This window comes from Alicyclobacillus shizuokensis NBRC 103103, assembly GCF_001552255.1.
Lineage (GTDB): Bacteria > Bacillota > Bacilli > Alicyclobacillales > Alicyclobacillaceae > Alicyclobacillus_G > Alicyclobacillus_G shizuokensis.
In genome coordinates this window covers 82,069-107,922 of the sequence record NZ_BCQV01000013.1, presented here as the reverse complement: position 1 = coordinate 107,922, position 25,854 = coordinate 82,069, and the positions used below count along the sequence as shown (strand labels likewise).

At 64.0% G+C, this 25,854-nt stretch carries 30 protein-coding genes; 14 read left to right on the top strand and 16 right to left on the bottom strand.

Annotated features, from left to right (window positions below; genetic code table 11):
- Window positions 1-19: 19 nt before the first annotated feature.
- Together mrdA and ASH01S_RS07020 are read right to left on the bottom strand one after the other, a co-directional pair.
- Complete coding sequence (mrdA, locus tag ASH01S_RS07025; RefSeq protein ID WP_067925658.1) at window positions 20-2,176, bottom strand: penicillin-binding protein 2; 2,157 nt, start codon at window positions 2,174-2,176, stop codon at window positions 20-22.
- A gap of 135 nt (window positions 2,177-2,311) precedes the next feature.
- Window positions 2,312-3,238, bottom strand: coding sequence for a tyrosine-protein phosphatase (locus tag ASH01S_RS07020; RefSeq protein WP_067925655.1), 927 nt, complete (start codon window positions 3,236-3,238; stop codon window positions 2,312-2,314).
- 228 nt (window positions 3,239-3,466) lie between these two features.
- Between ASH01S_RS07020 and ASH01S_RS07015 the strand changes: the two genes are divergently transcribed.
- Together ASH01S_RS07015 and ASH01S_RS07010 are read left to right on the top strand one after the other, a co-directional pair.
- Window positions 3,467-4,675 (top strand): M20 family metallopeptidase, encoded by a 1,209-nt coding sequence (locus tag ASH01S_RS07015; RefSeq protein WP_067925755.1) that lies wholly within the window; start codon window positions 3,467-3,469, stop codon window positions 4,673-4,675.
- Between the two features lie 212 nt (window positions 4,676-4,887).
- Window positions 4,888-5,139, top strand: a complete 252-nt coding sequence (locus ASH01S_RS07010; RefSeq protein ID WP_067925652.1) for a hypothetical protein — start codon at window positions 4,888-4,890, stop codon at window positions 5,137-5,139.
- 76 nt (window positions 5,140-5,215) lie between these two features.
- Here ASH01S_RS07010 and panC read toward each other — a convergent pair whose 3' ends face one another.
- The 6 genes from panC to ASH01S_RS06980 all read right to left on the bottom strand — a co-directional run bounded on the left by panC (window position 5,216) and on the right by ASH01S_RS06980 (window position 9,788).
- Window positions 5,216-6,085 carry a pantoate--beta-alanine ligase gene (gene panC / locus ASH01S_RS07005; protein ID WP_067925649.1) on the bottom strand — a complete coding sequence of 290 codons (870 nt, stop codon included), beginning with the start codon at window positions 6,083-6,085 and terminating at the stop codon, window positions 5,216-5,218.
- A 58-nt stretch (window positions 6,086-6,143) separates the two neighbouring features.
- The gene (gene panB, locus ASH01S_RS07000) at window positions 6,144-7,007 is read right to left on the bottom strand and encodes a 3-methyl-2-oxobutanoate hydroxymethyltransferase (protein ID WP_067925646.1); all 864 of its coding nucleotides are present in this window, start codon (window positions 7,005-7,007) and stop codon (window positions 6,144-6,146) included.
- Window positions 7,004-8,011, bottom strand: coding sequence for a DUF2520 domain-containing protein (locus ASH01S_RS06995; protein ID WP_157067036.1), 1,008 nt, complete (start codon window positions 8,009-8,011; stop codon window positions 7,004-7,006). Before ASH01S_RS06995 ends, panB begins: the two co-directional genes overlap by 4 nt.
- A 114-nt stretch (window positions 8,012-8,125) precedes the next feature.
- Window positions 8,126-8,509: a hypothetical protein gene (locus tag ASH01S_RS18475; RefSeq protein ID WP_157067035.1), complete on the bottom strand. Its 384-nt coding sequence runs from the start codon at window positions 8,507-8,509 to the stop codon at window positions 8,126-8,128.
- Window positions 8,510-8,677: 168 nt separating this feature from the next.
- Window positions 8,678-9,268, bottom strand: coding sequence for a hypothetical protein (locus ASH01S_RS06985; RefSeq protein WP_067925637.1), 591 nt, complete (start codon window positions 9,266-9,268; stop codon window positions 8,678-8,680).
- A gap of 55 nt (window positions 9,269-9,323) precedes the next feature.
- Window positions 9,324-9,788, bottom strand: coding sequence for a Rieske 2Fe-2S domain-containing protein (locus ASH01S_RS06980; RefSeq protein ID WP_067925635.1), 465 nt, complete (start codon window positions 9,786-9,788; stop codon window positions 9,324-9,326).
- A 225-nt stretch (window positions 9,789-10,013) separates the two neighbouring features.
- On the opposite strand from ASH01S_RS06980, the gene ASH01S_RS06975 reads away from it, so the two are divergent.
- Window positions 10,014-10,376 (top strand): toprim domain-containing protein, encoded by a 363-nt coding sequence (locus ASH01S_RS06975; RefSeq protein WP_373278549.1) that lies wholly within the window; start codon window positions 10,014-10,016, stop codon window positions 10,374-10,376.
- 102 nt (window positions 10,377-10,478) lie between these two features.
- On the opposite strand, the gene ASH01S_RS18470 is transcribed toward ASH01S_RS06975, so the two are convergent.
- Window positions 10,479-10,733 carry a DUF488 family protein, N3 subclade gene (locus ASH01S_RS18470; protein WP_157067034.1) on the bottom strand — a complete coding sequence of 85 codons (255 nt, stop codon included), beginning with the start codon at window positions 10,731-10,733 and terminating at the stop codon, window positions 10,479-10,481.
- A gap of 72 nt (window positions 10,734-10,805) precedes the next feature.
- Between ASH01S_RS18470 and ASH01S_RS19220 the strand changes: the two genes are divergently transcribed.
- Entirely contained in the window at window positions 10,806-11,960 is a 1,155-nt protein-coding gene (locus tag ASH01S_RS19220) for a VIT1/CCC1 transporter family protein (RefSeq protein WP_245628964.1), read from the top strand.
- A 62-nt stretch (window positions 11,961-12,022) separates the two neighbouring features.
- Here the strand turns inward: ASH01S_RS19220 and map are convergent, their stop codons facing one another.
- The 3 genes from map to ASH01S_RS06955 all read right to left on the bottom strand — a co-directional run bounded on the left by map (window position 12,023) and on the right by ASH01S_RS06955 (window position 14,543).
- The gene (gene map, locus ASH01S_RS06965) at window positions 12,023-12,769 is read right to left on the bottom strand and encodes a type I methionyl aminopeptidase (protein ID WP_083516895.1); all 747 of its coding nucleotides are present in this window, start codon (window positions 12,767-12,769) and stop codon (window positions 12,023-12,025) included.
- A 116-nt stretch (window positions 12,770-12,885) separates the two neighbouring features.
- Window positions 12,886-14,052, bottom strand: a complete 1,167-nt coding sequence (locus ASH01S_RS06960) for an aminotransferase class I/II-fold pyridoxal phosphate-dependent enzyme (RefSeq protein ID WP_067925630.1) — start codon at window positions 14,050-14,052, stop codon at window positions 12,886-12,888.
- Complete coding sequence (locus ASH01S_RS06955) at window positions 14,049-14,543, bottom strand: Lrp/AsnC family transcriptional regulator (protein ID WP_067925627.1); 495 nt, start codon at window positions 14,541-14,543, stop codon at window positions 14,049-14,051. Before ASH01S_RS06955 ends, ASH01S_RS06960 begins: the two co-directional genes overlap by 4 nt.
- A gap of 247 nt (window positions 14,544-14,790) precedes the next feature.
- On the opposite strand from ASH01S_RS06955, the gene ASH01S_RS06950 reads away from it, so the two are divergent.
- A complete protein-coding gene (locus tag ASH01S_RS06950) occupies window positions 14,791-16,383 on the top strand; it encodes a gamma-glutamyltransferase family protein (protein ID WP_067925746.1) in 1,593 nt (530 codons plus the stop codon).
- 19 nt (window positions 16,384-16,402) lie between these two features.
- Here the strand turns inward: ASH01S_RS06950 and ASH01S_RS18815 are convergent, their stop codons facing one another.
- Entirely contained in the window at window positions 16,403-16,618 is a 216-nt protein-coding gene (locus tag ASH01S_RS18815; protein WP_067925625.1) for a hypothetical protein, read from the bottom strand.
- Between the two features lie 85 nt (window positions 16,619-16,703).
- On the opposite strand from ASH01S_RS18815, the gene ASH01S_RS06940 reads away from it, so the two are divergent.
- Window positions 16,704-17,399 carry a DUF190 domain-containing protein gene (locus ASH01S_RS06940; protein WP_067925622.1) on the top strand — a complete coding sequence of 232 codons (696 nt, stop codon included), beginning with the start codon at window positions 16,704-16,706 and terminating at the stop codon, window positions 17,397-17,399.
- Between the two features lie 42 nt (window positions 17,400-17,441).
- Here ASH01S_RS06940 and ASH01S_RS06935 read toward each other — a convergent pair whose 3' ends face one another.
- Entirely contained in the window at window positions 17,442-18,230 is a 789-nt protein-coding gene (locus ASH01S_RS06935) for a hypothetical protein (protein ID WP_067925619.1), read from the bottom strand.
- 118 nt (window positions 18,231-18,348) lie between these two features.
- Between ASH01S_RS06935 and acpS the strand changes: the two genes are divergently transcribed.
- From acpS to ASH01S_RS06895, 8 genes are all read left to right on the top strand, one after another.
- Entirely contained in the window at window positions 18,349-18,738 is a 390-nt protein-coding gene (gene acpS, locus ASH01S_RS06930) for a holo-ACP synthase (RefSeq protein WP_067925616.1), read from the top strand.
- A 50-nt stretch (window positions 18,739-18,788) separates the two neighbouring features.
- Window positions 18,789-20,303 carry an NAD(P)H-hydrate dehydratase gene (locus ASH01S_RS06925; protein WP_083516893.1) on the top strand — a complete coding sequence of 505 codons (1,515 nt, stop codon included), beginning with the start codon at window positions 18,789-18,791 and terminating at the stop codon, window positions 20,301-20,303.
- A 51-nt stretch (window positions 20,304-20,354) separates the two neighbouring features.
- Complete coding sequence (locus tag ASH01S_RS06920) at window positions 20,355-21,359, top strand: LolA family protein (protein ID WP_067925613.1); 1,005 nt, start codon at window positions 20,355-20,357, stop codon at window positions 21,357-21,359.
- Between the two features lie 475 nt (window positions 21,360-21,834).
- The gene (locus tag ASH01S_RS06915; RefSeq protein ID WP_067925610.1) at window positions 21,835-22,773 is read left to right on the top strand and encodes an Rpn/YhgA-type helix-turn-helix domain-containing protein; all 939 of its coding nucleotides are present in this window, start codon (window positions 21,835-21,837) and stop codon (window positions 22,771-22,773) included.
- Window positions 22,774-22,781: 8 nt separating this feature from the next.
- Window positions 22,782-22,994, top strand: a complete 213-nt coding sequence (locus ASH01S_RS06910) for a hypothetical protein (protein ID WP_067925608.1) — start codon at window positions 22,782-22,784, stop codon at window positions 22,992-22,994.
- 107 nt (window positions 22,995-23,101) lie between these two features.
- Entirely contained in the window at window positions 23,102-24,319 is a 1,218-nt protein-coding gene (gene alr, locus ASH01S_RS06905; protein WP_169794194.1) for an alanine racemase, read from the top strand.
- 56 nt (window positions 24,320-24,375) lie between these two features.
- Window positions 24,376-24,648: a CopG family ribbon-helix-helix protein gene (locus tag ASH01S_RS06900; RefSeq protein ID WP_067925602.1), complete on the top strand. Its 273-nt coding sequence runs from the start codon at window positions 24,376-24,378 to the stop codon at window positions 24,646-24,648.
- A 4-nt stretch (window positions 24,649-24,652) separates the two neighbouring features.
- Window positions 24,653-25,021 carry a type II toxin-antitoxin system PemK/MazF family toxin gene (locus ASH01S_RS06895; RefSeq protein WP_067925600.1) on the top strand — a complete coding sequence of 123 codons (369 nt, stop codon included), beginning with the start codon at window positions 24,653-24,655 and terminating at the stop codon, window positions 25,019-25,021.
- Here the strand turns inward: ASH01S_RS06895 and ASH01S_RS18465 are convergent.
- Together ASH01S_RS18465 and ASH01S_RS06890 are read right to left on the bottom strand one after the other, a co-directional pair.
- Window positions 25,018-25,170 (bottom strand): hypothetical protein, encoded by a 153-nt coding sequence (locus tag ASH01S_RS18465; RefSeq protein ID WP_157067033.1) that lies wholly within the window; start codon window positions 25,168-25,170, stop codon window positions 25,018-25,020. The two genes, ASH01S_RS06895 and ASH01S_RS18465, sit on opposite strands and share 4 nt — an antisense overlap.
- A gap of 65 nt (window positions 25,171-25,235) precedes the next feature.
- A complete protein-coding gene (locus ASH01S_RS06890; RefSeq protein ID WP_067925597.1) occupies window positions 25,236-25,730 on the bottom strand; it encodes a nitroreductase family protein in 495 nt (164 codons plus the stop codon).
- Window positions 25,731-25,854 lie beyond the last annotated feature (124 nt).

Sequence of the window (25,854 nt, the reverse complement as noted above, 5' to 3'; positions counted from 1 at the left end):
AAAGAAGCCGGAACGGGGCTTATTTCTCCTGTTCCGGCTGCTTGTAGGCGGCCGACTGCTTCCAGTTTGCCGGGATGGCCGTGTTCTGCCAATCTTTCTTGGGGAAGAACTGGTGGTGTTCCTGGAAGTAGGTGTCCATGATCTGGCGCGCGACCGGCGCGGCGGTGTCGGCGCCGAAGCCTGCGCCGGGAACCATCACGACCACTGCGATTTCGGGGTTGTTGTACGGCGCGTAGCCGATAAACACCGAGTTGTCCATGCGCTGGTTGTGCAGGCTGATCTCGGCGGTACCCGTCTTGCCGGCCGCCACATACGGCGCGTCCTGGAACACCGTGTAGGCGGTGCCCCCGGGTGTGTTGCAGGTGCCGCGCATGCCTTCCTGGGCCAGCTTCAGATACGCCGAATTGATCTTGAGATCGGCCTGCACCTTCGGCTTGACGGTCTCAATCGGCTTGGCGTCCTTGGACAGGTGCTGTTGCAAGGTTGGGTTGTAAACCGCCTTCAACAGGTGCGGCTGCAGCCGCTTGCCATTGTCGGCAATCGTCGCCACGTACTGCGCCAATTCAATGGGCGTGAATTGCTGCATCTGGCCGATGGCCGCCCAGGCCGCATCGGGCGGCGCGGCCAACAGGTCGACCTTGCCTTTGTCCTTGAGCTCCTGGGCCACCTTGTTTAACTGAATGTACTGGGGTTTGCCCGTCTCAAAGTTGTCAATCCAGGCTTTACCCGCAATCTCGCCCGGCAGATCGATGCCGGTCAGCTGCCCGAGGCCAAATCGCCACTCGCCCTCCAAGAGACGCACGTACCCTTTCCAGAAATCCGTCTCTTGCCAGTCGGTCAAGCTCTTTCCGGCGGGATGGCCGGGGTTATGCATGGTCGAGCCGACCCAGTTCGCCAGAGCCAGCCCGACGCGGTAGAAGAACACATCGCACGACTCGGCGATCGCCTTTACCGGGGTCACCCAGCCGTGGTTGGCGTCGTCCTTGATGATCTGGTTGGCCACGTCGAGATAGGGCACGTCCAGCCAATCGGTCGTGGAGGACAAGACGCCCGCCTCCAGGCCGGTGATGAGGTTGGCCGGTTTCACGGTCGATCCGGGCGGCTGCGCACTGCTGATGGTGGTGTTGATCTGGGCCAGGGTATTACTCAGGTATTGCGCGTGCTTCTGGTAGCCGCCGTTGCCCGGTGTGTACCAGTTCGGATCGAAATAGGGGTAGCTGACCATGGCCAGGACGCCACCGGTTTTGACGTCCAGTACGACGGCCGAGGCCATGCTGATGTCGTTTGCGTACTTGGAGTGTTGGACCTCGTTGATTACGGCCTCCTGCGCCATCGCTTGCAGATGGCCGTCCAGCGTCAGCTGCAGATACTTGCCAGGCTCGGGCTCGGGGGAAAACCCCAGTTGACTTTGCGACTTGTCCCGTGCGTTGACGGCGACAATCTGTTCGCCGACCTGGCCTTGGAGTAACTTTTCGTACTCCTTCTCAATGCCCGTCCGGCCCACGTACTGTGTCATCTTGTACTTGATGCCGTTGTACTGGCCGTCCAGGTAGCTTTTGAGCTCCGTTTTCGGAATCTGTCCGATGTATCCAAGCACCTGACCCGCCAGATCGCCGTTCGGATAGGTGCGTTGGCCGTTGGTCTGGATCGACAGGCCCGGCAGTTGGCTCAGGTGCTCCTGGATAAACGCCAGCTGCTTGTCGTCGATGTTCTTGAACAGGGTGATGTCCTGGTATTGCTCGTTCTCGTACCGCATGGTATGCGCCAACTTCTTCCAGGAGGTGTGGAAGACCGGCGCCAGGAGCTCCGCCATGCGGTTGAAGTCCTGTTCGTCGTTGCCAAACCTGGTCAGCGTCACACTGTACGTTGGCTTGTCGTAGGCCAACAGGTTGCCATTGGTGTCGTAGATCCAGCCCCGCGGCGGCAGGACCGGCACCCGGTTCAGCGAGGCCGTGGCGGCCTGCTGACGGAAGTAATCTCCCTGGTTGATCTGAACATAGCCCAGTCGCAGGACGAGGGCGGACATGGTGACGAAGACGACGCCATAGACAAAGTTGATGCGGCGGTTATGCGGCCGCAGCAAGCGCTCCGAATTAGCGTTGTCCTCGGCTTGGCCAGCCCGTCTTCGGTTGGCTCTGCGGGGGTTGAAGCGCAGGCGCTTCCAGCGGCGGCTCATGCTGCACCTTCCTTCCATGACCATTGCCACTGTCTATCATAGCATCCACGGTGGACGGCAGAATTGACACATCTGCGACAGCTCTGTGTCGCTTAATGTCTGTGGAAAACGCTGGGCGCATGCAGGGATGGGCGCTCACCGCCGCCACGGCAGCGAAAAGCGTCGCTTGGCGGGGACGGCGGGAACGGTCTGGCACTTTTCGTCCATCCAGACGGCGTTGGCGTTGGCGATGAGCGCGTCGCAGACGTCGTCGCCCAACTCTCCGCGGATGGCCGTGTAAGCGTCCGCCAGCAGGGGAGCGCGCAGGTGTGCATCATGCGCATCGGAGGCGATGAGGCTGGCCTGGCCGGCGCGCAGGATGTCCCAGGCCAGGTCATCCGCCCGGTGGCGGTGCTGCGGCGGGCTGACAAAGCAGGCGGCCGTCAGCTGCAACAAAAGTCCGGCTTCGATGAGCGTGGCCACCCGCTCCGGGTGCCGCTGGACCTCCAGGTTGCGCTCTGGATGGGCCATGATGGGCCGGTAACCGCGGATGCGGAGTTCGTACACCCAGGCCAGTGCCTCCTCGGGGATGTTGTGGCTCGGGAATTCCACCAGCACATAGCGGGTGCCGCCCAGTGTGGGCACCTGTTGGCCTCGAATGTCTTCGACGATGTCGCCGGTCAGCCGTACCTCCGCTCCGAGCGCCAACTCGATTGAGGCCGCTTGGGCACGGGTGGTCGGGGATTCGCCGGCAGCCGTCTCGGCCGCACCCGGTGCCGCTGGGCCGGAAGCCGCCGCGCTGCCGGATGAGGATGTGGGCTCGGCCTCTGCCCGGTCCGAACCGGGGGCGCCGACACCGACAGCCATGGCTCGGACGTCTTGGAGCGCCTGGTAGGCGTCTCGCAGCTGTTGTTTGTCGACCGTAAAATGTGGGCTCAGGTAATGAGACGTGCAGAAGATGCGGCCGACTTGCTGTCCGGAGAACGCCTCCAACAACCGCAGGCTGGCCGCCACGTCCGCCGGTCCGTCGTCCACACCCGGCAGCACGTGGGCGTGGATATCCGTATAGACAGCAGGGTTCATCCGCATCCATCCTCTCCATCTTCTCTCACTTTACCACACGCCGGCGTCGATGGAGGACACGGCGACCGACGGCGGACCAGGGACACAATATCGCCCGCGGCTGGTCCATGCTAGTCAGAAAAATACCGAAACAGCTATAATAGACGACAATAGCGAGAACGAGGAGTTCGGGTTCAGCATGTGGCAGGGAACGGTTCAACACGCACAAAAGGGGGGTTCACCATGGCGATGGTCCTGCACGACCTGGATCACCTGGTGGAGACGGTGGCGAGTGACGTGGTCCGCTGGCGGCGGCACCTGCACCAACACCCGGAGCTGTCGTTTGAAGAACGCAAGACGGCCCAGTTTGTCTACCACACCCTGCAGGCATTCGGCGGCTTCGAACTGACGCGCCCCACGCGCACCAGCGTCGTCGCGCGCCTTATCGGATCGGCCCCGGGAGGTGTGGTGGCGTTGCGGGCGGACATGGACGCGCTGCCGATTCAGGAGGAGAACGAGTTCGAATTCGTGTCGCAAAACCCAGGGGTTATGCACGCCTGCGGCCATGACGGGCATACCGCCGTCCTGCTGGCCGTCGCGAAGGTGCTCAGCCGCATGCGTGAGGAGGTTGCCGGGGAGGTCCGGTTTATCTTCCAGCACGCGGAAGAGGTGTATCCGGGCGGCGCCCAGGAGCTGGTGGATCTGGGTGTGCTCAAGGGCGTGGACGCCGTTCTCGGCCTGCATCTGTGGGCACCGTTGCCATGCGGCCAGGTGGCGCTCAAACCGGGTCACTTGATGGCCGCTCCAGACACGTTCTACCTGACCGTACGCGGCCAGGGCGGCCACGCCGCGCAGCCACACCTGACGGTCGATCCCATCACCGTCGCGGCGCAGGTGATCACCAACCTGCAGCATGTGGTCTCTCGCTACAATGATCCGCTCGATCCGCTCGTGCTCTCTGTCACGCAGATTGCGGGCGGCAGTACCACCAATGTGATCCCGAATGAGGTGCAGCTGAGCGGGACCGTGCGCAGCTTCAAGCAGGAGCTGCGTGAATCGGCGCCCGTTTGGATGGAGCGCGTCATCCGCGGTGTGACAGAGGCGCACGGGGCGGACTACGAATTTCGCTACGAATACGGATACCGGCCGGTCGTCAACGACGAGAAGCTGACGCAGACCCTGCGCCAGACGTTGACGCGCGTGTTTGGTCCCGGCGTCGTGGTGGATGCGGTGCAGACCATGGGTGGAGAGGACTTTTCCGCGTATCAGCAGGCGGCGCCCGGCACGTTCTTCTTCGTGGGAGCGGGCAACCCGGACAAGGGCATCCGGTACCCGCACCACCACCCGCGCTTCACGGTCGATGAAGCGGCGTTGCCGATTGCCGTCAAGGCGATGCTCGCCGGCGCCTTGCGCGTGCTCGAAACCGCGTCGACGCGGACGGACCGTACGGAAGCGTGAGGCGGATGCTCGTTGGTTCTTCAACGCGATTTGACAAGGCTCGACACATTGGCCTATGGAACCAGGCTGTTTGCAGCTGGTAAAATGCACTAAAGATGAAGTTTGGCAACTTGGGGTGAGGGACAGTCAGGGCGCTGTCCGTCTACACGGGGCTGGACCCGATACAGAGAAGACGAGGCAAACGTCCTAGGGGAACGAAGGGAACATGGCACATGGCAGAGAAGATATACTATTATTTCTGCAAGTCCTGCGGAGCGGACACGGCCGCCTACGAGATGTATACGGCTTGCCCGTATTGTCATGCCGGTCGGCGAGACCTGCAGTTGGTCGGCGAGTGCACGACTGAGAGTGAGCGGGCAGAGATGGAGGAGCGCGTGCGCGCTCTGCGCGCCCGCTGGTTGCGGGGAAATGGCGGGACGCAGCGAGGGGAGCGGCGTCGGCGGGGCTGGTTCGGGCGCAGATAGGTTCACTGCGCCGTCGCGCCGCAGACGCCGCCCGAGCATGGACTTGATGTCGGCCGCCCTGGGGCCTGGCTGCGAACTATATCAGCGTCGCATGGGTCTCAGTGACGTTCATCTGCAAGTTGTCAATCAGCCTCGTCTTGCCGACATAGGCCGCCACCGCCAGCAGCACTTCGCCTTCCAGCTTGTCCATCGGCTGCAGATCAGAGAGGGACACGATGTCCGCGTAATCCAGCCGTACGCCCGGCTCTGCTTCGAGGGTGGCGCGCATGTCTTGCACCAATCTTGCCGTCGACCGTTCTCCGGCCAGGATGGCTTCCTTGGCCCGGTTGAGCGAGCGGTAGAGCACGGTCGCGTGTCGGCGTTCCTCAGGCGTGAGATATACGTTGCGCGAGCTTTTCGCCAGTCCGTCTGCGTCGCGCACGGTCGGGACGGTGACAATCTGCACCGGCATGTTCAGGTCCTCCACCAGTCGCTGGATGATGGCCGCCTGTTGGGCGTCCTTGCGGCCAAAATAGGCGCGGTCGGGCTGGACAATGTGCAGCAGCTTCGAGACCACCATCGCCACGCCGCGGAAGTGGCCGGGGCGGGACCGGCCACATAGGGTCTCACTCATCCTGGGCAACTCAATCACCGTCTCCGGTGGTCTCGGGTACATCTCGTCCACACTCGGCATGAACACGATATCGCAGCCGTGCTCGGCGAGCATCGCTTGGTCGCGCTCGGCGTCGCGCGGGTAGCGGTCGAAGTCCTCGTTGGGGCCAAATTGCAGTGGATTGACAAAGATGCTGACTACCACCAGGTCATTTTCCTGCCGGGCGGTGTCCACCAGGCGCATGTGTCCATCGTGCAAAAATCCCATGGTCGGCACTAAGCCCACCGTCTTGCTCTCACGTCGGGCCGCCGCCACCGCTTCTCTCACTTCAGCAATCGTCTCTATCGTCTGCATGCTATGTAGGCACCTCATCTTCGCTTTGACGGCTTGTCCTGCGTCGCCCGTCGGGTGATCACGAGTCGCGCGTTTCGCCGCGCAGCAGGTCTTCCCATTCCGCGCGTTCCTCCGCTTTCAACTGCACGGTCTGGTCTGGCCCCGGGAATTGCCCGCTCGCCACCTCCTGCACGTACGCGGCGGCCGCGCTGCGAATCGTGTCCGCCAGCTGGGCGAAACGCTTGTTGTGCTTGGGGATGTACCCGGTGGTGTAACCCATCGCGTCGTGGAACACCAGCACCTGCCCGTCGCAGTGGGGGCCGGCTCCGATGCCGATGGTGGGGATGGTCAGGCGTTCCGACACGGCCTGGGCCACCTCGTCGGGGACCACTTCCAGCACGACCGCAAACGCGCCCGCCTCCTGCAGGGCCAGGGCGTCTTCCAGCAGCCGCTTGGCCGCCCCGGCGGTCCGTCCCTGCACCACAAAGCCGCCGAAGGCGTGCACCGACTGCGGAGTGAGGCCAATGTGCCCCATCACTGGCACCCCGGCATCGACCAATCGCCGCACCGTCTCCGCCATGGCGGTGCCGCCTTCCAGTTTGACCGCCTGCGCGCCGCCTTCGCTCATCAGCCTGCCGGCACTCATCAGCGCCTGCTCAGGCGAGACTTGGTAGGTCATGAACGGCAGGTCCGCGACCACCAGCGGCCGGGTCACCGCCCGCGACACCAGACGCGTGTGATAGATGATATCATCCAGCGTCACCGGCAGCGTGGTCTCGTTTCCCTGCACCACCATACCCAGCGAGTCGCCGATCAACAGGGCGTGCACGCCCGCCTCCTCCAACAACCGGGCGGACGGGTAGTCGTACACGGTCATCATGGCAATCTTCTCGCCCGCTCGTTTCATCCTGAGGAACGTGCGGGTGGTCACCGGTTTTGTCATTCCAGATCCCCCCCAAACAATTCACGCAACGCCGTCTGCGCGGCGGTATTCCCAGATCCCTTTTGCTGTGCCAGGCGCATCGTCACGCGTCCCAGTGCTTGGTACACCGCCAGAGCCTCCGGCAACTCCGCGAGCGCCGCCAGGTGCCGTTCCACCGTCTGCACATCGCCCCGCTCTACGGGGCCGGTCAGGGCATCGGGCAACCCTAGTTGCTCCAGGTTGCGCAAGGCGCCGCGCATCAGCGGCAAGTACGGCTGGATACCGCCCGGCAGCGTGGACACCTCGGCGACGACCGCCGCCAGGGCCACCAGGGCGTTGGACGCCAGAGCCGCCGCCGCGTGGTAGCGGGCGCGATTGAGTCCCGTGGCCACCACCGGCTGCCCGCCGATGTGCTGGATCCAGCCGATGACCTCGGCCAGGGCGCTTTCCTCGCCATCGAGGATGAACGAGACGCCCCGAAACACCCCCGCGTCCCCGGCAGCCGCCACCGTCTGTAGTGGGTGCATCGCCGCCGTGCGCACCCTCTGGCGTGCCAGCGGATGCAGCACCTTCGCATCGGCCGATCCGGCCGTATGTGCGACAATCGCTTGCTCAGTAAACCGCGCACACTGGGCGAGTTGCTGGGCGGCCGTGGCCAGCAGCCGATCAGGTAGGCACAGCAGCACCAGATGCGCCTCGGTCAGGTCGATGACGGGTGTCGGAATGAGATCGGTGTGGCCGACTTCTCCGTCGCCAGCCGCATCCGGCGCACCGGCCGTGATGGGAGATGGTTTGACCGCAACGCCCGTGAGCTGCTCAAACCGCTCCGCGCTGGCACCGCCAGGCCGGCCGTAGGCGGCCAAGACCCGGTGTCCGGCGGCCTGCATGCTGCAGGCCAGCGCCGCACCGACGCGGCCCGGGCCAAAGATGACCAGATTCGCCAAAACGCGCTCCCCGCTTTCTGCAGTTTTCCTGTCCATGTCCATTGTATCAAAGAACACCCGCGTCCCACCGGTCTCTCGCACGTGTCACGGCTGCTGGGCTTTCTTCCAGTATCGACGGAGACCGCCTGCCCGGGACCAAAGATGATTCTATTTTGTCTATAGTTTCTGAATATGGCAAGCCTTTCTGCACGGGTCTTACGAACACGCCCCGGGTCCCGGTCCAAGCAAAAGCCGATCCGCTCGGTTCACGTGCGGATCGGCCTCTGCTGCCTCGCACTTGCTGGCTGTGGTGGGGTCAAAAGAAGAACGGCCAGCCGCCGGCACCCCCCGCACCGGCTCGTTGCCCGTACATACCCGGGCCCCCGGCATCGGGACCGCGGCCCCATCCGTCAAAGCCCTGCCCTGCGCCAAAGCCGGGGCCAGCCCCGGCACCCGGCCTGGCGCCGAAACCGCCGAATGGGCCCAAGCCCCCCAATCCGCCGAAGCCGCCAGGTGCTCCCATCCCGCCAGAGCCAGCGGGTGGAGCATCAGCAGCGCCACCGCCACCGCCGAACCAGCCGCGGCCGGCCCGCTTGGCACCCCACAGCCCGCCGAGCAGCAGCAGGAGGGGCAGAAAGGTCGGTTCCGCTCCGATGTCTTCCCCGCGGATGTATGAAACCGGCGCTTCCGTGCGGCGGGAGCGGGTACGCTTGGATGCATGGCCTGGCCGCCCAGAAGGACTCCGTTTGGTCGCCTTCGCGGTCACACTCATTCCCCCTTGTCAGGTGCTTCCTCCAGCGTATGCGGGGGCGGGACAGGCTGGCTAGACCGCTGTTCCCCGGCCCAAGCCCGCTGCAGCAGCTTGCGGTAGCGCAGGGTGGGGGCGTCCGACGCGACGTGCGCCTCCGCCTGCGGCTGGGGTGCCACGCGGGGGCGTTGGCTTTCCACGACCACCTCGTCCTGCTCCATGACAAACCGGGTATGCTCGAGGTGAAACGCGTCGAGCAGCGGCGCCGTGAAGTCAAAGTTGCGCATGGCCAGGCCAAAGATGTCGGTGTGCTCGTCGTCCGTCGGGGTGAAGGTCAGGAATGTGCACATAAAGAGGCCGTCTTCCATCGGCGTGCGGATGATCCACTGGTTGGGGAAGAGGAGTTCAATCTCCGTTCCCCGACCGGCGCCTGCGCCCGCGGTGTCCTGCGGATAGGGCAGGGGTTCCATCGGGTGGACGGGCGCAAACGGGGTTGGGTGTATCCATATGTCCCCATTTTCCACCCCGAACGAGGGCCCTTCCACCACCGGGGGCACGTTGCGCCCGGTGGTCTCTGGGTGGACGAACGGCAGGTGGGAGACATCTAACACGCTTTCCACGACGCGTGAGAAGTGGGCACGCCAGGTGCAGCGAAACGGCAGGATGTCACCCCTCTTCCGTCAACTCCGGAAACAAGGGCAAATCGGGAGGAGGGAGTGGGCGAGGTCCGGCGTGTCTCCCGCGATGCGCATCGGCGTCGCTGTCGGCGCCGGCGCTGGGACTGGTCTCTGGCCCCGCCGCGCAGACCCAGACCAGGCCGGCCGCTTCTTGTGCCGGGTAGGCGGCGACCCGGGTGCGGGGCAGCGGCGCCCCCTGCCGGTTGGCCGGGACTGCGAGCAGGCGTCCGTCTGCCGCAAACCGCCAGCCATGATAGGCGCACACCAAATCGTCCCCGTCCACGCGGGCCAACGCCAAGCTGCAGCCCCGGTGCGGGCAGTGGCCGGCGACCGCCCGCACTGCGCCGGTCTGATCCCGATAGACAACCAGGTCTTCTCCGTGCAACCGCACGGCCTTGGGCGCGGCAGCGACCTCCTCGCCAGCGGCGACAGCGTACCATGCATGGCGAAGCACAGGCGACACCTCCGTCCGATTGGAAGCCGGCATCCTGCAGAAGTTTGCCGGCGTTCGCAGCTTGGAGCAGTATATGCGGGCGCCGTTCCCGCCGACGCACGCCCTGGCCTCGGGGGACGGGCATGCAGAGAGCGTGCGCCTCTGGGGGGCGGCGCCGCGCCGGTTGCCTGCTGGCGCTGCACGGCGTACAGTGAGAGAAACAGCGACAGCAAGGAGATGGGGCTGTTGGGATCTGGGGCCAGACAGCGCAAGGTGATCATCGTCGAGGGCCAGAGCGACAAGCGGCGGCTGGAACAGGTATTGGACGAGCCCGTCCGCATCATCTGCACCCACGGCACGCTCGGCTATGAGAAGATGGAGTCGCTCTTGAAAAGCATACGGGACGACGAGGTGTATGTCCTGGTGGACGCAGACGAGTCCGGGAATCGCCTGCGCAGCCAGCTGCGCCGGGAGTTTCCCAACGCCCGCCATCTGTACACGCGCAAGGTCTACCGCGAGGTGGCGACAACGCCGCTGGAGCACCTGGCGGACATCCTGGCGCGCGCCCACTTCGAGGTGGACGAGCGTTGGCAAGCCCCGGACGTATGAGCCCCCAGCCGCTGTCGAACAGCGGAAACAGGGACGCCGGCTCGGCGTGGGGCCACGTCCCCGGTCCACGCCGCTGGCCTGCAGCGTCGATCTTGGTGCAGGTCACCCCTCCCCAAGCTCCTCCGCCCGGCGGAGCAAGACCTCCTGCAGGACGACCACGTGGCTGTGCACCGCGTCTTTGGCCGCGTACACGAGCGTGACGCGGCCCGCACGCGCCCATGGCGCACAGCTTGTCCAGTTGCTCGCGGTGGGACGGATCGAGCAAAAGTTTGGATTCGTAGCGGGCGCAAAACTCCGTGAACCAATCCGGCCGGTGGCCCAACCACTGCCGCAGCTGTGGGCACGGCGCGCGTCCACCTGGCCGCCGCTGTGTATAATTCAGGTGAGCAGACGAGACGGGCCCCTGGCCCGCAGACAGGAGGCGAACCTTTGTCACAGGCACAGGACAGACGTTTGCTGGAGCGTAGTCTGAAGGAGAGTTGGCGCCGCGAGTGGGAGGCGGCGAAACTATACCAGTTATGCGCGGAGCGGGAGGCGGACGAGCGCCGGCGCAGCGTGTTTGCGCGCCTGGCCCAGTTGGAGGCAGACCACGCCCGCTGGTGGCAGGAGAAGCTGCAGGAATTGGGCGTCGCGCTTCCGGACGCGCCGACGGGCGACGATTTGGCCCAGCTTACACCCAAACAGGCGCTGGACAGGATAGAGGCAGTGGAGCGCGGCAATGCCGAGTGGTACCAGTCACTGCGCCAGGTCTTGGACGATCCGTCCCTGACCGCCATCATCGACCGGATCGACCGGGACGAGGCGGAGCATGCGGACCTCGATCTGTCCCCACATGTCCGCCCCGAACCTGTCGGAAAAGGACGGCGCAGCCGCCTGCAGTCGATATGGGGGGCGGAGCGCTGGCACCGCCAGCGCACGGGGGACTGGGTGGGAGACGCGATTTACGGCGTCAATGACGGCCTGGGTGCAATTTTCGGCATCATCGCCGGTGTGGCGGGCTACACCGATAGCAGCCAGACGGTGCTCATCTCTGGATTCTTCGGGGCGCTGGCCAGCACGCTCTCGATGGCGGCGGGGGCTTGGTTGGCGACCAAGTCGGAAAACGAGCTGATGGAAACCGAGATGGCGCATGAGCGGGCGGAGATTGCCGCCAGTCCGGAGCACGAGCTGGAAGAGTTGGCGCTGCTCTACGAACTGAAGGGCTTCTCAAGCCAGGAGGCGGCGGCCGTGGCCCGGCGCATCGCGGCCAATCCTGGCCAGTTTCTGGAGACGATGGCGCAGGAAGAACTCGGCATCCACGAGACGAGCAAGGGCAACCCGTGGAAATCGGCCCTGTTCGGCGGTCTGTCGACGTTCATCGGAGCCATCATTCCGCTCGTACCGTTCTTTTTCCTCTCGGGATTTGTGGCCATGTGGGTGGCGGCCGTCGTCAGCCTGGCCGCGCACTTCGCGGTGGGCGCCGCCAAGAGCCTGATCACGGTGCGCTCGTGGTGGGCGAGCGGCTTTGAGATGACCGTGGTGGGGCTTATCGTCGGCGTTGTCTCGTACGGACTGGGGATGTTGGGGTCCGTGCTGCTCGGCTGAGCCCGAGGGCGCAAGGCGGCGCCAGGAAGCGCCGCCCTGCGCTTGTCCTCTGGGACCGGGCATCACAGTTTGGTCAGGATGTCCGGACCGTTTTCGGTGATGGCGATGGTGTGTTCGTACTGGATGCTCAGGCTTCCGTCGGCGGTGCGGGCGGTCCACCCGTCGTCGTCCACCGTGACCTCGTAGCCGCCGACGTTGACCATCGGTTCGATGGTGAACGTCATCCCCTTTTTCAGCTTTGGGCCGCGCCCGGGCGGGCCAAAGTGCGGCACCTCCGGGCTCTCGTGCATCTCGCGGCCGATGCCGTGGCCGATGAAGTCGCGCACGACGGAGAACCCCTCGCTTTCGACGTACGTCTGTATGGTGTGCGAGATGTCGCTCAGCCGGTTGCCGATGACCGCCTGTTCAATCCCTTTGTACAGCGCGTTCTCGGTCACTTCCATCAGTCGCCGCGCCTCGTCGCTGATCTCTCCGACCGCGTAACTCCAGGCCGAGTCGGCGTGCAGCCCCTTGTACAGGGTGACCATATCGACCGTGATGATGTCGCCCGACTTGAGCCGATAGGGACCCGGAAAGCCGTGGCAGACCACGTCGTTGACGGACGTGCAGGCGGCGAACGGGTACCCCTTGTAGCCCTTCTGGGCGGGGATCATGTTGTGCTTGCGAATGAACGTCTCGACAAAGTGATCAATTTGCTTGGTGGTGACGCCCGGCTGAATGAAATCTTTCAGCGCGGCGTGGCATTCGGCAATGACCTTGCCCGCCTCGCGCATGATCTCAATCTCGTATTGGCTTTTGGTGACAATCACGCCGTCTCCCCCTAGTCACAGGTTGCCCCGGGAAGGCTGAAAACGGCTGCCTGTGGAGCACCCACCCGAGGGCCTGGGTTCACGCTTTCCACTGTATCACAGCAGGCCGGAAAACCCTAACGAAGGGTTTGCACGAAACGCCGCATGCGCTCGAGTGCCCGCTCAATCTGGGTGACCGACGTGGCGTACGAACAGCGGATGAAGCCTTCTCCCGATTCGCCAAATACGTTCCCCGGCACCACCGCCACCCGCTCGTTGGTCAAGAGGCGCTCGGCAAACGCTTCGGAACTGAGTCCCGTCGGGCGGATGTCCGGGAACGCGTAAAACGCCCCCTTCGGTTCGTGGCAGGGCAGCCCGATATCGCGCAGCCCCTGGACAATCAACCGTCGCCGCTGGTCGTAGCTGTGCACCATCTTCCGCTTCTCCGCTTCACCGTGTTTGAGTGCCTCCAGCGCCGCCAGCTGGGCCGTCACCGGCGCGCAGAGGATGGTGTATTGGTGGATCTTCAGCATGGCGTCGAGGATGTCCTCCGGGCCAGCCGCATAGCCGATGCGCCAGCCGGTCATCGCATACGCCTTGGACATCCCGCCGATGACGATGGTCCGCTCCTTCATGCCCGGCAGTGAGGCGATGCTGACGTGGTGCCGCCCGTACGTCAACTCCGCGTAGATTTCATCCGAGATCACCAACAGATCGTTGCGGACGGCGACTTCGGCGATGGCCGCCAAATCCTCCTTGTCCATGGTCGATCCGGTCGGGTTGTTGGGGAAGCACAGCACGAGCACCTTCGCCCGCGGGGTGATGCGCGAGGCGAGCAGATCCGGGGTGAGCCGAAACTCGTCCTCCGCCCGCGTCGGCACGCTGACCACCTCCGCCCCGGCCAACAGAGCGCACGGCCGGTAGGACACGTACGTAGGCTCGGGAATCAGCACCTGGTCTCCGGGGCAGACGAGGGCGCGCAGCGCCAGGTCTATCGCCTCACTGCCGCCGATGGTCACGAAGATCTCGCGCTGCGGGCGGTAGGTCAGGCCGAAGCGCTCCAGGTACAGGGCAATCTGCTCGCACAGTTCAGGCAGGCCGCGGTTGGAGGTGTAGCTGGTGTATCCTTGCTCCAGTGCGTAGATGCCCGCCTCGCGAATGTGCCACGGGGTGACAAAGTCCGGCTCGCCGACGCCGAGCGAGATCACTTCCTCCATCTGGTTGGCCAGGTCAAAGAAGCGGCGGATGCCGGATGGGGGCAGGTTCTGCACAATCGGCGAAAGCCGGCTGGTCAGGGTCTTCACGGGCTGATCACCAGCCGTTTGTCGCCGTCCCGTTCATCGAAGATGACCCCGTCTGTCTTGTAGGTCTTGAGCAAAAAGTGGGTGGTCGTCGAATTCACGTTCTCAATCGTGGACAGCTTTTCCGAGACAAAGCGGGCCGCCTCCTTGATGTCGTGGCCCTCTACGATGACTTGCAGGTCGTAGGTGCCGGACATCAAGGTGACCGACTTGACCTCCGGGAAGCGGTAGATTCGCTCGGCAATCGCGTCAAATCCGACCTCCCGCTGCGGCGTTACCTTCACGTCGATGACCGCCGTGACGCGCCGCGATTCGACTTTGTCCCAGTTGATGACCGCCGAGTAGCGGAGGATGATGTTGTCCCGTTCCAATTCGTCGATGGCCGCCGCCACATCGTCCGGCGATTCGCCCAGCATGTTGGCCATCGTCTCAATCGACAGGCGTGAATTTTCGTGCAGGATGTGCAAGATCTCCAGTTTGCGGTGCTCCAGCATCTGTACACCTCGTTCCCTTCGCGGATGGTACCCACCATGCTTGCGTTCGGTCGAGCGGAAGCAGGCACGGGAGTTGGCGAAAGATTGGGCGACTCCTTACTATCGATCATACCACGGATGAAAACCTGTACAGTAGAATGGAACCGACAGAGGTTGGTCGGAAGTTCGCAGACTGAGCGGTCCGCGGACGGCCAACAGCCATCGGCTAAACCTGTGTGGGGAAGGTGTGCGAGTGTTGGACTTTGATATGTTGTATCATCCCCACCCTTCGCGGCGGGTGTGTGTAGTGGCCCAAGAGGGCATGGTGGCCACATCCCAGCCGCTGGCCGCACAGGCCGGTCTCAGCATGCTGGAGCGGGGCGGCAACGCCATCGACGCGGCCGTGGCGACGGCGGCCGCCCTGACGGTGCTGGAGCCGACCTCCAACGGTCTCGGCGGGGACGCGTTTGCGCTCGTCTGGGCGGAGGGCCGCCTGCACGGCCTGAACGCCAGCGGCTATGCGCCGCGCGCTCTCGACCTGGAACAGGCCGCGCGGCAAGGCCTCACGAGCATGCCCAGGTTCGGCTGGTTTCCGGTCACCGTGCCCGGCGCTCCGGCCGCCTGGGCGGAGCTGTCCGCGCGGTTTGGCCGCCTGCCCCTGACAGAGACGCTGGCCCCGGCCATCCACTATGCCGAGCGAGGTTACCCGCTGTCACCCGTGCTCGGCCACGTTTGGGATTTGGCGCACCAGGCCTACCAGCATCACCTGCGGGACGACATGTTCGCCGAATGGTTTCGCGTCTTCGCCCCGGCCGGCCGGGCGCCCCGCGTCGGCGAGGTGTGGAGATCCCCGGACCATGCCCGCACCCTCCGGGTCATCGCCGAGACGGACGCGCGGGCGTTCTATGAAGGCGAATTGGCTGCGGCCATCGTCCGCTTTTCCAAACAGACGGGCGGGTTTTTCACGCTCGCTGACTTGGCCGAATACCGCCCCGAGTGGGTGTGCCCGGTGCATGTGCGCTACCGTGGCTTCGACGTCTGGGAACTGCCGCCCAACGGCCAGGGATTGGTCGCTCTGATGGCCTTAAACATCCTGTCTGGGTTCGAATTTTCGGCCTGGGCAGCGGTGGAGACGCAGCACCTGGCCATTGAGGCGATGAAGCTGGCGTTTGCCGACGGCCGCCGATTCATTACAGATCCGTCCGACATGCGGGTGCGTGTGGAGGACCTGCTGTCGCCCGCCTACGCGGCCGAACGACGCAAGGAGATTGCCAAGACGGCCCGAGATCCAGCACCCGGACGCCCGCCCGGGGGCGGCACCGTCTACTTGGCGACCGCCGACGGTGAGGGTAACATGGTCTCCATGATTCAGAGCAACTACATGGGCTTCGGGTCTGGCTTGGTGGTGCCGGGTACCGGCATCGCGCTGCAGAACCGGGGCCACAGTTTTTCCCTGCAACCCGGCGACGCCAACTGCCTGCGGCCGGGCAAACGGCCCTATCACACCATCATCCCGGGCTTTTTGACGAAAGACGGGGAGCCCGTCGGGCCGTTTGGCGTGATGGGCGGCTTCATGCAGCCTCAGGGGCACGTGCAGGTGCTGATGAACCTGTTGGACTTTGGCCTCAATCCACAGGCTGCGCTGGATGCGCCGCGCTGGCAATGGGTGGAGGGTCGGCGTGTCGACGTGGAGCCCACGTGGCCATCGCACTTGGCGCAGGCGCTGGCCCGGCGCGGGCACGACATCCGTATCGCCCGTGACAGCGGATCGTTTGGGCGCGGGCAAATCATCCTCCGCCATGACGGCGTGCTCATCGGCGGTACCGAGCCGCGCACCGACGGGAGCATCGCTGCCCGCTGACGGGCGCCTTGCTGGGGTTTCAGGACGTGCTGGTTTGGGTATACAGGGAATATGTGGACAAGAACAGCAGCCCAATCGCGATTCCGACGACCGCGCAGACGAACACGGTCGTCTTTTTGATAGGTGTGCGAGCGTCCGGGCGAATGGCCATGATGAGACAGAAGGTGGCGGCGATGACGAGGACAAACAGAGCTGTCCCGGCGTGGTCGAGGAGTACGGAGAGTGTGCTTGGCATGTGGCAATCCGTCCTTTATCCCAGGGCATCTGCGCACTATTGTGCCACAAACGGGCATAGGTTGGAACCAAAGCGGGGTGACAGAATGGCCGCAACATCGGAAACCTCTGCAGGCGAGCACGGGTACGCGCAGGTGGCCACGCTGCGCATCGGGCTGTGGAACGGCGCCGCGACCGTCGGCGGTATGCCGCTGTATCGGCGCTTGTTGCTGGACGCAAAGGCGGGCGGCCTGACGGGGGCGACGGTCTGGCGCGGGGTGGAAGGCGGTCACGCGCGGGGCGCCTTTCGCAGCGTTGAGAGCGAGGTCGCCTCGAATGAACTGCCGCTCTTGCTCGACTTTGTCGCTCATCCGCAGCGGCTTCTTCCTTGGCTGCCCAGGGCCGCCAAGCTGGTGGGCGGACACGGGGTGATGGTGATGGAACGAAGCCCGGGGTCACAGGAGACCGACCGCGGCGAAGGCGCATCCCGGTTGGGCCGGCGCGTGGACATCTATACTTTGGAACGGTGCAGGTGCCAGGGCAGGCCGTTGTACCAGGCGGTCGCCGAGTTTGCGCGCCGCCGGGGCCTGCTCTGGCTTTCGACGACGCGCGGACTGTGCGGGCTGGGGGACGGCGGCCGTTGGCATGAGCCCGGATGGTGGCTGCGCAAGGACGAGGTCCCCATCATCATCACCATCCTCGACACGGTGGAGCGCATGGATAAGCACCTGCCCGAACTGGTAGAATTGGTGTCGAAGCAAGGGGTGGTGGTGTCCACTGTCGTGCACTGGCACCACCCCTGACGGCCAAAGGCAGCCCGCTCGGGTGCCGCCACCCGTTGCGGCTCAGCTGCCCGCCGGCGGGAGGGACTCCGTCTGCGGAGGCCGGCTGGCCGACGCGGGGGCGGATCGCCAAGCGGAGAAGTACAGGTAGCGCGCGGTGACCATGTGCAGGAGCCAGGTCACCACAAGGCTGTACACAATTCCGGCGGCGAGCAGGCCGGCATGGGACAAGCGCGGGGCGACGGCCGTTCCGGCATCCGCCAGGAGAGCCAGGCTTACGGCGTACGGCAGCATCGGCACAAAACCGGCCAGCAAGGCCCGGGCCGCCCGCGCGATGGCGGTCAGCGCTGCAACGCGCCGCTCTGCGACCAGGGCCGCGTCGGCAAACAGGAACAGAAAGCGCAGGATGAGCACCGGCAGGCCGAAGACGATGTCGGCCTTGGGCAGACCGCGCCCGAGACTGCTCAGCGTTCCCAACACCAGGTAGAGCGCAGCCCACAGCAGGTTCCACCAGAGCAAACGCCAGAACGAGCGCAGGGCGTCGCTGAGGAAGCTGCCCGGGCTGACCGTGGACGTCAAGTTGGCCCGCAGGAGCGATCCGTACAGCCCTCCGCTCAGCAGCACCTGGACAAGCAGCACCGCCACCGGCGCCGCCCAGCTCGCCGCCTGGGGTGACGGGCTCACGAGGTCCCAGAGCGACGGGAAATCGGTCGGCAGGTGGGCAATCGCCATGGCCGGATTGGGCCTGTTGAGTGGGAACCCGAGCGCAGCGAGGACGAGCCAGGAGAAAAGGGTAAACACGACGACTACCAGGAAAAGTCCGGCCATCGTGCGCCAAAACCGCTGCAGCACAGGCTCCGCCTCCTTCGTCCAGGCTCTTCACGCTCTTGTCAAGGTTCATTGTACGCGTACGAAATCGGACTTTTCAATGCAACGGTGATTGGACCTGCCGATGGGGGAGGAATGGCCTGTGATTGGTGGCATCGGCACGGACGTGGTGGAGATATCCCGCATCGCGGCGGCGCTGCGGCGGTACGGGGACCGGTTTGTCCGTCGCGTCCTGCATCCGCTGGAACGCAATATGGCTGCGAATTTTCCCGCAGAGCGGCTGACCGAATTTGTCGCCGGGCGCTTCGCTGCCAAAGAGGCGGTCGCCAAGGCGGCGGGGATAGGTCTTGGCGTCATGGGCCTGCAGAATGTGGCCATCGTGCTGGAGGAGGGTGGTCTGCGCGTCCGTTTTGCGTCTGTCCTGGAACACGCCGCCTTTGTCCGCGGGCGCTGGTGGGTGTCGATTTCCCACAGCCAAACGGTGGCGATGGCGGTGGCGGTGCGGGAGGTCAGCCCAGACAACCCTTCATAAACGTCGGACAGGCGGAATATCCATATATCAATCCTCGGGGAGGGTGCTTCGTGTATCTGGTGACGAGCGAGCAAATGCAGTTGTTCGACCAACGGACCATCTCAACACTGTGTGTACCGGGGATTGTCTTGATGGAGCACGCGGGAAGGGCGGTGGCTGAACGGGCGGCGGCCAGGCGGCCAAAGCGCGTGGTGGTGTTGTGCGGCAAGGGCAACAATGGCGGCGACGGCTGGGTGGCCGCCCGCTGGCTGCATCACATGGGCGTGGCGGTGGAAGTGCTGACCGTCGTCCATCCTGACGAACTTGGCGGGGACGCGCGGCTGGCGGCGGAAATGGCTCTTTGTGCCGGCGTGCCGCAGCGGTCGCTGACGCAGTTGGAGCCGACCATGGGGTGTGAGCCGGCGGACGCGACGGAAAGAAGCCTCCGGTTGCCGCAGGCGGATGTGTACATCGACGCGCTACTGGGCACCGGCAGCAACCGGCCGGTGGCGCCGGATTCGCGCATCGGACGCGTCATTGCGGCTCTCCACCAGGTCGACGGCTGGGTGATGGGGGTCGATGTTCCGAGCGGGGTCGACGCCTCGACCGGTTGTGTCGACGGCCTCGCCGTGCGCGCGGACGAGACCGTCACGTTTGCCGCGCAGAAGCTGGGCACCGCTGTCAGCCCCGGGTGCGAGTACGCGGGCCGGGTGCACGTGGCGGACATCGGCATCCGTATCGAACCCGGCGAGGTGGCTGGACCGCTGGCCGTGTGGGTGACGGAGACGGCCGTCAGGGATTGGCTTCCGGCGCGCGGACCGCTCTCGCACAAGGGAACGTACGGCCGGGTGGCTGTCGCCATCGGCCGCATGCAGGGAGCGGCGGTGCTGGCGGGCCTCGGAGCGGCGCGCGGCGGCGCTGGGTTGGTGGCGTTGACGGGGCCTGACCAGCCTACCTTGGCTGTTCCTCCCGAATTCGTCGTGCGGGCTGGGGCCCCGGACTTGGCGGCATCCGTGTCCGACTGCCAGGCGTTGGTACTGGGACCGGGATTGGGCGATGCCGTGGACTTGTGGCAGCCGGTGCTGGCCAAGTTTGAGGGGCCGGTGGTTGTGGATGCGGATGGTCTGCGGCTCTTGCGTTTGCGGCCACCCGTGGAGGGCTATCCTGCAGAGCCGCGCTGGGTGTTGACGCCGCATCCGAAGGAGTGCGCTCGTCTCCTAGGCTGGACAACCGCGGACGTGCAGGGACGGCGCTTGGCAGCGGCCACCACCCTGGCTCGGCAGACAGGAGCCGTGGTCCTCCTGAAAGGCTACCATTCGATTGTCGCGCATCCGGACGGGCGGATTGCCGTCAATCCGACAGGAGACGCTTCACTGGCCACGGCGGGCACGGGCGACGTGCTGGCCGGCTTGATTGGCGGGCTATTGGCGCAAGGGCTGCCCCCGTTTGCCGCGGCCGCCGCCGGGGCCTGGATTCACGGGCGGGCTGGCGAACTGGCCGGGGAAGCGATGGGACCAGCCAGCGTCATGGCGTCGGACGTGATCGACAACATTTCCCGCGCAATACACCTCCATTTCGACAGATAGCCCGAGGGTGCACCGTGTTGCACAGTGTGTCGAAGAGAGGCGAGGTGGAGTATGGGCAAAGCCATAGGCTGGGCAGCAGCCGTCGGCTTGGTGCTGACGGTCGCAGCGGGCTGCGGGGCGCCCACACAGCGGAGCGTCAATGCCAAGCTGCAGTCGCAGATGCAGACACTGGCCGACAAAAATTATAAGAGCACCGCGATGATGACGGTGCAGATGGACAACGGGGCGCAGACGTACTACATCGAGACCTGGTATGACGGCCCGGACGTCTATCTGATTAAGCTGGGGGACGACCAGAAGAACATCAACCAGGTGATTGTCAAGAACAAGACCGGGATGTTCATCGTCAGCCCGTCGTTGCAAAAGGTGTTCCGCTTCAATGGCAACTGGGCGCAGAACCAGGGGCATATCTATCTCTACAATCAGATCTTGCAGCAGATTCTCGCTGGTGATCACGTCAAGATGAAGCACACGGGCGACGCCTGGACGTTCGACATGCCGGTCACGCCGAAAAACGACGTGGTCAGCAAGGAACAGGTGACGATTGACCCGAAAACCATGCATCCCCGCCAGGTCGTGCTGTACGACGGGGACGGTAAGGCGATGGTGACCATCAAGTTCACCCAATTCCAGACCGGCGTGCGCTTCGGCGAGTCGGACTTCAACCCGCAGAAGATTGCGGAGAGCGGCACGAAGCAGGCGATGGCCGAGGTCTCGGACTCGGACTTCGGCTACGTTCGGCCGGACATCGACGGGCTGGGGGATCGTCTGCAGGCGCTCATCGACACGAAGGGCCAGGACACGGTCATCCTGCGCTACGGCGGATCGCACGCGTTCACGCTCAGCGAGCAGCGCCCGAGCCCTGGCGACAGCGGTCTGGCGGATGCCCAACTGGTGGATTTGTACGGTGTACCCGCGTTGTACGACGGGTCTGGCGACAGCAAACGGCTGGTCTGGGTGCATAACGGTGTCGAGTTTGGGTTGACCAGCCAGGACCTCTCGTTGGAGCAGATGGAAAGCCTCGCCGTGTCCACGTTTGACCAGGTTGGAAAGTGACTGGTTGGAATGGGAAGAGGATACGCGCGGACTGAGAAACCCGCCTGTCGAGTTCAAATCAAATAGGTGGCTGCCAGTCGATGGCCGACTCGCCCGAGTCGGCCATCATTTGGTTGTGGCGGCGCCTTCACTACCCCGCCGATTCTCAGCCGGTATAGATCCCCTGCCGGTGCAGACGCAGGTTGCCCCAGACCGTGTCGACTCACGGCGATGGGGTCACCCGTGCCTACCATGCCTGGCCACAGCGGCCTCCACCTGCTATAATCATGAATCATGGAGACGAACGTATGTTCGATAGATGAAAGGCAGGGTGTGGAATGAATCTGGTGCTGGCTCTGCTCGGCATGCCGCCACGTGTCTGGGCAGTGGGTCGAGCTTTACGGTCGTGGACAGGTTAGGTGTCTTGGTGGCGGGCATTGTGGTCTGGTGACAGGGCTCGAATTCTGGACTATACTGGCGACAGGCGGGTGAAGCGGTGAAGAGTGTCCGTAACGCCAACGATGTGTTGGCCAAGCATCTGACCGGCGCTTGCCCGGACGGGGTTCTGGACGTCATTGGCATCCGGCACGCTCCCGTTTTGCGTGCTTTGCCCACAGAATTGTACGAGGTCGTGATACGCCAGCAGTTCACGGATATCGTTTTTGAGTTATGCACCGGTGAAATATTGCATTTGGAGTTTCAATCGAGCCGTGAACGTACACTCAATCGTTTTCTGGCCTATGATGTGGCCTTGGCCCAACGTTTTCATCGAAAGATTCGGACGGTCATACTGTATACCGGCAATGTACATTCCGGGATGGACATGCTGGATTTGGGGAGTGTCCAGTACCGTGTTGAGAATCTGTTTCTGAATCGTCTCAATGGGGACGATGCCCTGGATGCTGTGAAGGAGCATCTGGCGCGTGGTGAGTGGTCGGAGCAGGACCGAATTCGTTTAGCGTTTGCGTTTCACATGCAGTTTGAGAAGAGGTCGCGAGACGAAGCGTTTGTGGAAGTTCTGGAGTTGACGCGGCAAATTGTCGATCAGGCGGAACAAAACTATGTGACTGCGTTGATTCTCGGTCTGAGCGGACGCAGCCTGACGGACGGGCAGAAACAGCTCCTGAAGGAGATGATGAGGATGACCGACGTGGTTCGCGAGCTCGTGCAGGAGATTGAGCAAGAGGCATGGGAAAAAGGCCATCAGGCAGGGCTTATGGCCGGTTTCCAAGAGGGACGCGAAGAAGGCCGTAAAGAAGGTCGTCAAGAGGGTCTCAAAAAAGGCCGCCAAGAAGGCCTCAAGGAAGGGGCGGAAAGGAAGGCCAAGGAAGTGGCGCGCAACTTGCTGGCTGAGGGTATCGACGTGGACGTCATTGCCAAGGCGACCGGGTTCAGTCGAGAGAAAATTGAAAGTCTCCGGATGCAACAACAGTAGGCAATTGCATGCAGATACGAAAATCGGGCGGGATGTCTCCGCCCGACTTCATTGCGGTTCGATTTTTCCCGCGTGACATGGTCGCCGAGTGGTTCGTCCTTCAGGCGGAGGACCAGGGCGCGGCCATCGCAGAGCCCGCCGATGCCGGGCGGATTGTCAAGCCGTCCAGGAACGGCGGCGCAACAACGATGCTTTCTCACCGAATGCTTCAGCACATGTGAGGTTGGCGGCGGGCGGTGCGTCAGGGTTTGCTCCCAGCATCGCGGCCGTTCTTTTTCGTGCCGAGGTGGAAATTGCTAGAATGGGGACAAACGAGGAGGCGCCCGGTGTGTACAGAGGGACTTTTGCGATTGTCGATCCGCTCGCTATTCGGGACAATGTGGCGCATTTGCGGGCTTGTCTGGCCAACGGTGTCCGACTTTTGGTTGCGGTCAAAGCCAACGGCTACGGGCACGGGGCGGAGGTGGCGGCAAGGGCTGCGCTCGCCGGCGGAGCCACGGACTTGGGTGTCGCGTCGCTGGAGGAGGCCCTGGAGCTGCGGAGGGCGGGCATTAAAGCTCCGGTTCTCGTGTTGGGGCCGATTCCCGTGACCGCGTTTCCGCTGGCGGCCCGTCACCACGTGGCGGTAACGATGGCCGACGGGCCATCCCCTAGCCGCGTTCCCCCGTGTGAATCCCCACTGCAGGTCCACATCAAGGTCGATACCGGAATGACCCGCCTGGGATTGCGATGTCCCGAGGACGTGGTGCGTCTGGCGCGTTGGATTGAGGAGCAGCCGCAGCTTGAGTGGGCCGGCGTGTTTACTCATCTGGCCTGCGCCGACGCCGCCTCGCTGGAGCACAGTGAGATGCAGATTCGCCGCTTTCGGGACGTCCTGGATGCGCTGCGCGCGGCCGGTCTGGAGCCGCCGCTCGTCCACGCCGCCAACAGCGCGGCCACCGTGCGGCGGCCGGATTGGCACTTCGACATGGTGCGTGTGGGCATCAGCGCCTACGGTTACCCGGCCAGTGGGGATTACAGCCTGCCCTTTGCGCTGCAGCCTGCGATGCACGTGTACAGCTTCATCACGCGGGTGGAGGAGATTTCCCCAGGAGAGACGGTTGGCTACGGCGCCACCTTCACCGCCCGCAGGGCCACTCGTATTGCCACTTTGCCCGTCGGCTACGCGGATGGGTATCACCGGGTGCTGTCGAACCGGGCGCACGCACTGGTGCGCGGGTGCAGGGTCCCGGTTGTCGGCAATGTGTGCATGGACCAGCTGATGCTGGATGTGACGGATGTGCCCGAGGTGCGGGCGGGGGACTGCGTGACGCTGTTCGGGCGCGCCGCTCCGGACGCGTGGAACGCGGAGACGGTGCTGAACGCCCAGCCCGGGGAGCGACAGTCCCTGATGGAAACAGGGTTTGCCGCCGCCAAGGGCGCGTGCTTGCCGGTGTTGCCGGCAGATGAACTGGCGCGTCTCGCTGGCACCATTTCTTATGAACTCTTGTGTGCTGTATCCGCGCGCGTGCCCCGCCTGTACATTGGACTCGGGGAAATTGAATAACGTATAATAGCGGTTGGATATGGTAGTTGCAACGCAGTGTAGTGGAGGTGCCGTGCGTGTCGGAAACTAAGCGCATCGTAGTCTATGTTCCACAGAACTTGCTTGAGCAAGTGGATGGCATCGCAGAACGAGCGCGCACCAACCGGAGCGAGGTCATCCGCGAGGCAATGCAGATGTACCTGGCGGAACAGTACAAGCGCGATATCCGGACGCTCATGCAGCAAGGGTACATGGAAATGGCGCATCTCAATCTGCGCCTGGCGTCGGAGGCGTTTCCACTCGAACAGGAAGCGGGAGGTACCGTCGAGCGACTCGTGAGCGGGGTGTAACTGGTTGAACGTCAAACGCGCGGAGGGCGTCAAGCGGGGCGACATTTTTTTTGCGGATCTGTCGCCGGTTGTGGGCTCGGAACAAGGTGGTTTCCGGCCCGTGTTGGTGATTCAGAACGACATCGGCAACCGATTCAGCCCCACCGTCATCGTCGCAGCCATCACAGCCCAGATTCAAAAGGCCAAGTTGCCGACCCATGTCGAGATTTCGGCGGATCGGTACGGGCTGGACAGGGACTCCGTCGTGCTCTTGGAACAGTTGCGGACGATAGACAAGCAGCGTTTGACGGACAAGATCACGCACCTCGACGAAGCCATGATGAAACGGGTGAACGAAGCTCTGCAGATTAGTCTTGGACTTGTTGATTTTTAATTCCGCAGGCTTTGTTCTCGGGAAATGGCGAAGCGCGTGGCCAGGTAGGTCATCCACCTGGCCACGCGCTTTTTGGGGGCCAGCGCGCCCTCTCCGTCTTGGCGCACAAACCCAAAGCCGACACGGGGCCGCATGTTTCGCCGATACACACGCCGTGTGCCCCGTGCCCCAGGTTCGGGCCGACCATCCAGCAGTCTTCGCGGCCGCAGGGCGCTCACGGCATATGTCGCACCTTGTCCACAATCGGGGTCCTGTCCTTGGCGTGCGGGACCTCCGCCGGGTACCCGATACCGAGGATACCCAGCACATCGTATCCTTCCGGCACCTGGAGCAAGGCGCGGTTTTGCGGCTGCGCGCCAATGGACGTCCAGCGCGCGCCCAGCCCCACGGTGTGCGCGAGCAGCAAGAAGTTTTGTATGAAGCACGAGGTGGCGACAATCTGTTCCACTCTATCCTCGTCCTTTGCGGCGCCTTCCGAAAGGATGGCGACAACCAACGGCGCCCCGCCGAAGTCGGCCTTGTGGTTCAACTGGCGGCGCGTCTGTGGGCCGATAAAGACGATGTGCCACGGCTGGGTCATGCGGTGGTTGGGCGCAAATTTGGCAATCTCCATCAGCGAGAGGACGAGCGATTCGTCGACCGGATCCGGCTTAAAGACTTTGATGTTGCGACGGGTCAAGACCACCTCGCGCAGGTCTTCCAGGTTCATGTATCCGACACCCTCCTTTGCTTGCCTATTTTCCCCGAAACCTCCACCGTCCGTCAACGTGGTGGGCCGGAGTGCTTTCCTTGTCGTTCCTCAGCCACTATCATGGGTTCAGGCGATCCGCACG

Excerpts from the sequence above, each read along its gene's own strand:
- ASH01S_RS07020 (WP_067925655.1), bottom strand. The coding sequence starts at position 3,238 with ATGAACCCTGCTGTCTATACGGATATCCACGCCCACGTGCTGCCGGGT.
- ASH01S_RS06940 (WP_067925622.1), top strand. The coding sequence starts at position 16,704 with ATGGCCGCAACATCGGAAACCTCTGCAGGCGAGCACGGGTACGCGCAG.
- ASH01S_RS18815 (WP_067925625.1), bottom strand. The coding sequence starts at position 16,618 with ATGCCAAGCACACTCTCCGTACTCCTCGACCACGCCGGGACAGCTCTG.
- ASH01S_RS07015 (WP_067925755.1), top strand. The coding sequence starts at position 3,467 with ATGGTCCTGCACGACCTGGATCACCTGGTGGAGACGGTGGCGAGTGAC.
- ASH01S_RS07010 (WP_067925652.1), top strand. The coding sequence starts at position 4,888 with ATGGCAGAGAAGATATACTATTATTTCTGCAAGTCCTGCGGAGCGGAC.
- ASH01S_RS06920 (WP_067925613.1), top strand. The coding sequence starts at position 20,355 with ATGGGCAAAGCCATAGGCTGGGCAGCAGCCGTCGGCTTGGTGCTGACG.
- ASH01S_RS06890 (WP_067925597.1), bottom strand. The coding sequence starts at position 25,730 with ATGAACCTGGAAGACCTGCGCGAGGTGGTCTTGACCCGTCGCAACATC.
- ASH01S_RS06955 (WP_067925627.1), bottom strand. The coding sequence starts at position 14,543 with ATGCTGGAGCACCGCAAACTGGAGATCTTGCACATCCTGCACGAAAAT.
- ASH01S_RS06950 (WP_067925746.1), top strand. The coding sequence starts at position 14,791 with ATGTTGTATCATCCCCACCCTTCGCGGCGGGTGTGTGTAGTGGCCCAA.
- panB (WP_067925646.1), bottom strand. The coding sequence starts at position 7,007 with ATGACAAAACCGGTGACCACCCGCACGTTCCTCAGGATGAAACGAGCG.
- panC (WP_067925649.1), bottom strand. The coding sequence starts at position 6,085 with ATGCAGACGATAGAGACGATTGCTGAAGTGAGAGAAGCGGTGGCGGCG.
- mrdA (WP_067925658.1), bottom strand. The coding sequence starts at position 2,176 with ATGAGCCGCCGCTGGAAGCGCCTGCGCTTCAACCCCCGCAGAGCCAAC.
- ASH01S_RS06910 (WP_067925608.1), top strand. The coding sequence starts at position 22,782 with ATGCAGATACGAAAATCGGGCGGGATGTCTCCGCCCGACTTCATTGCG.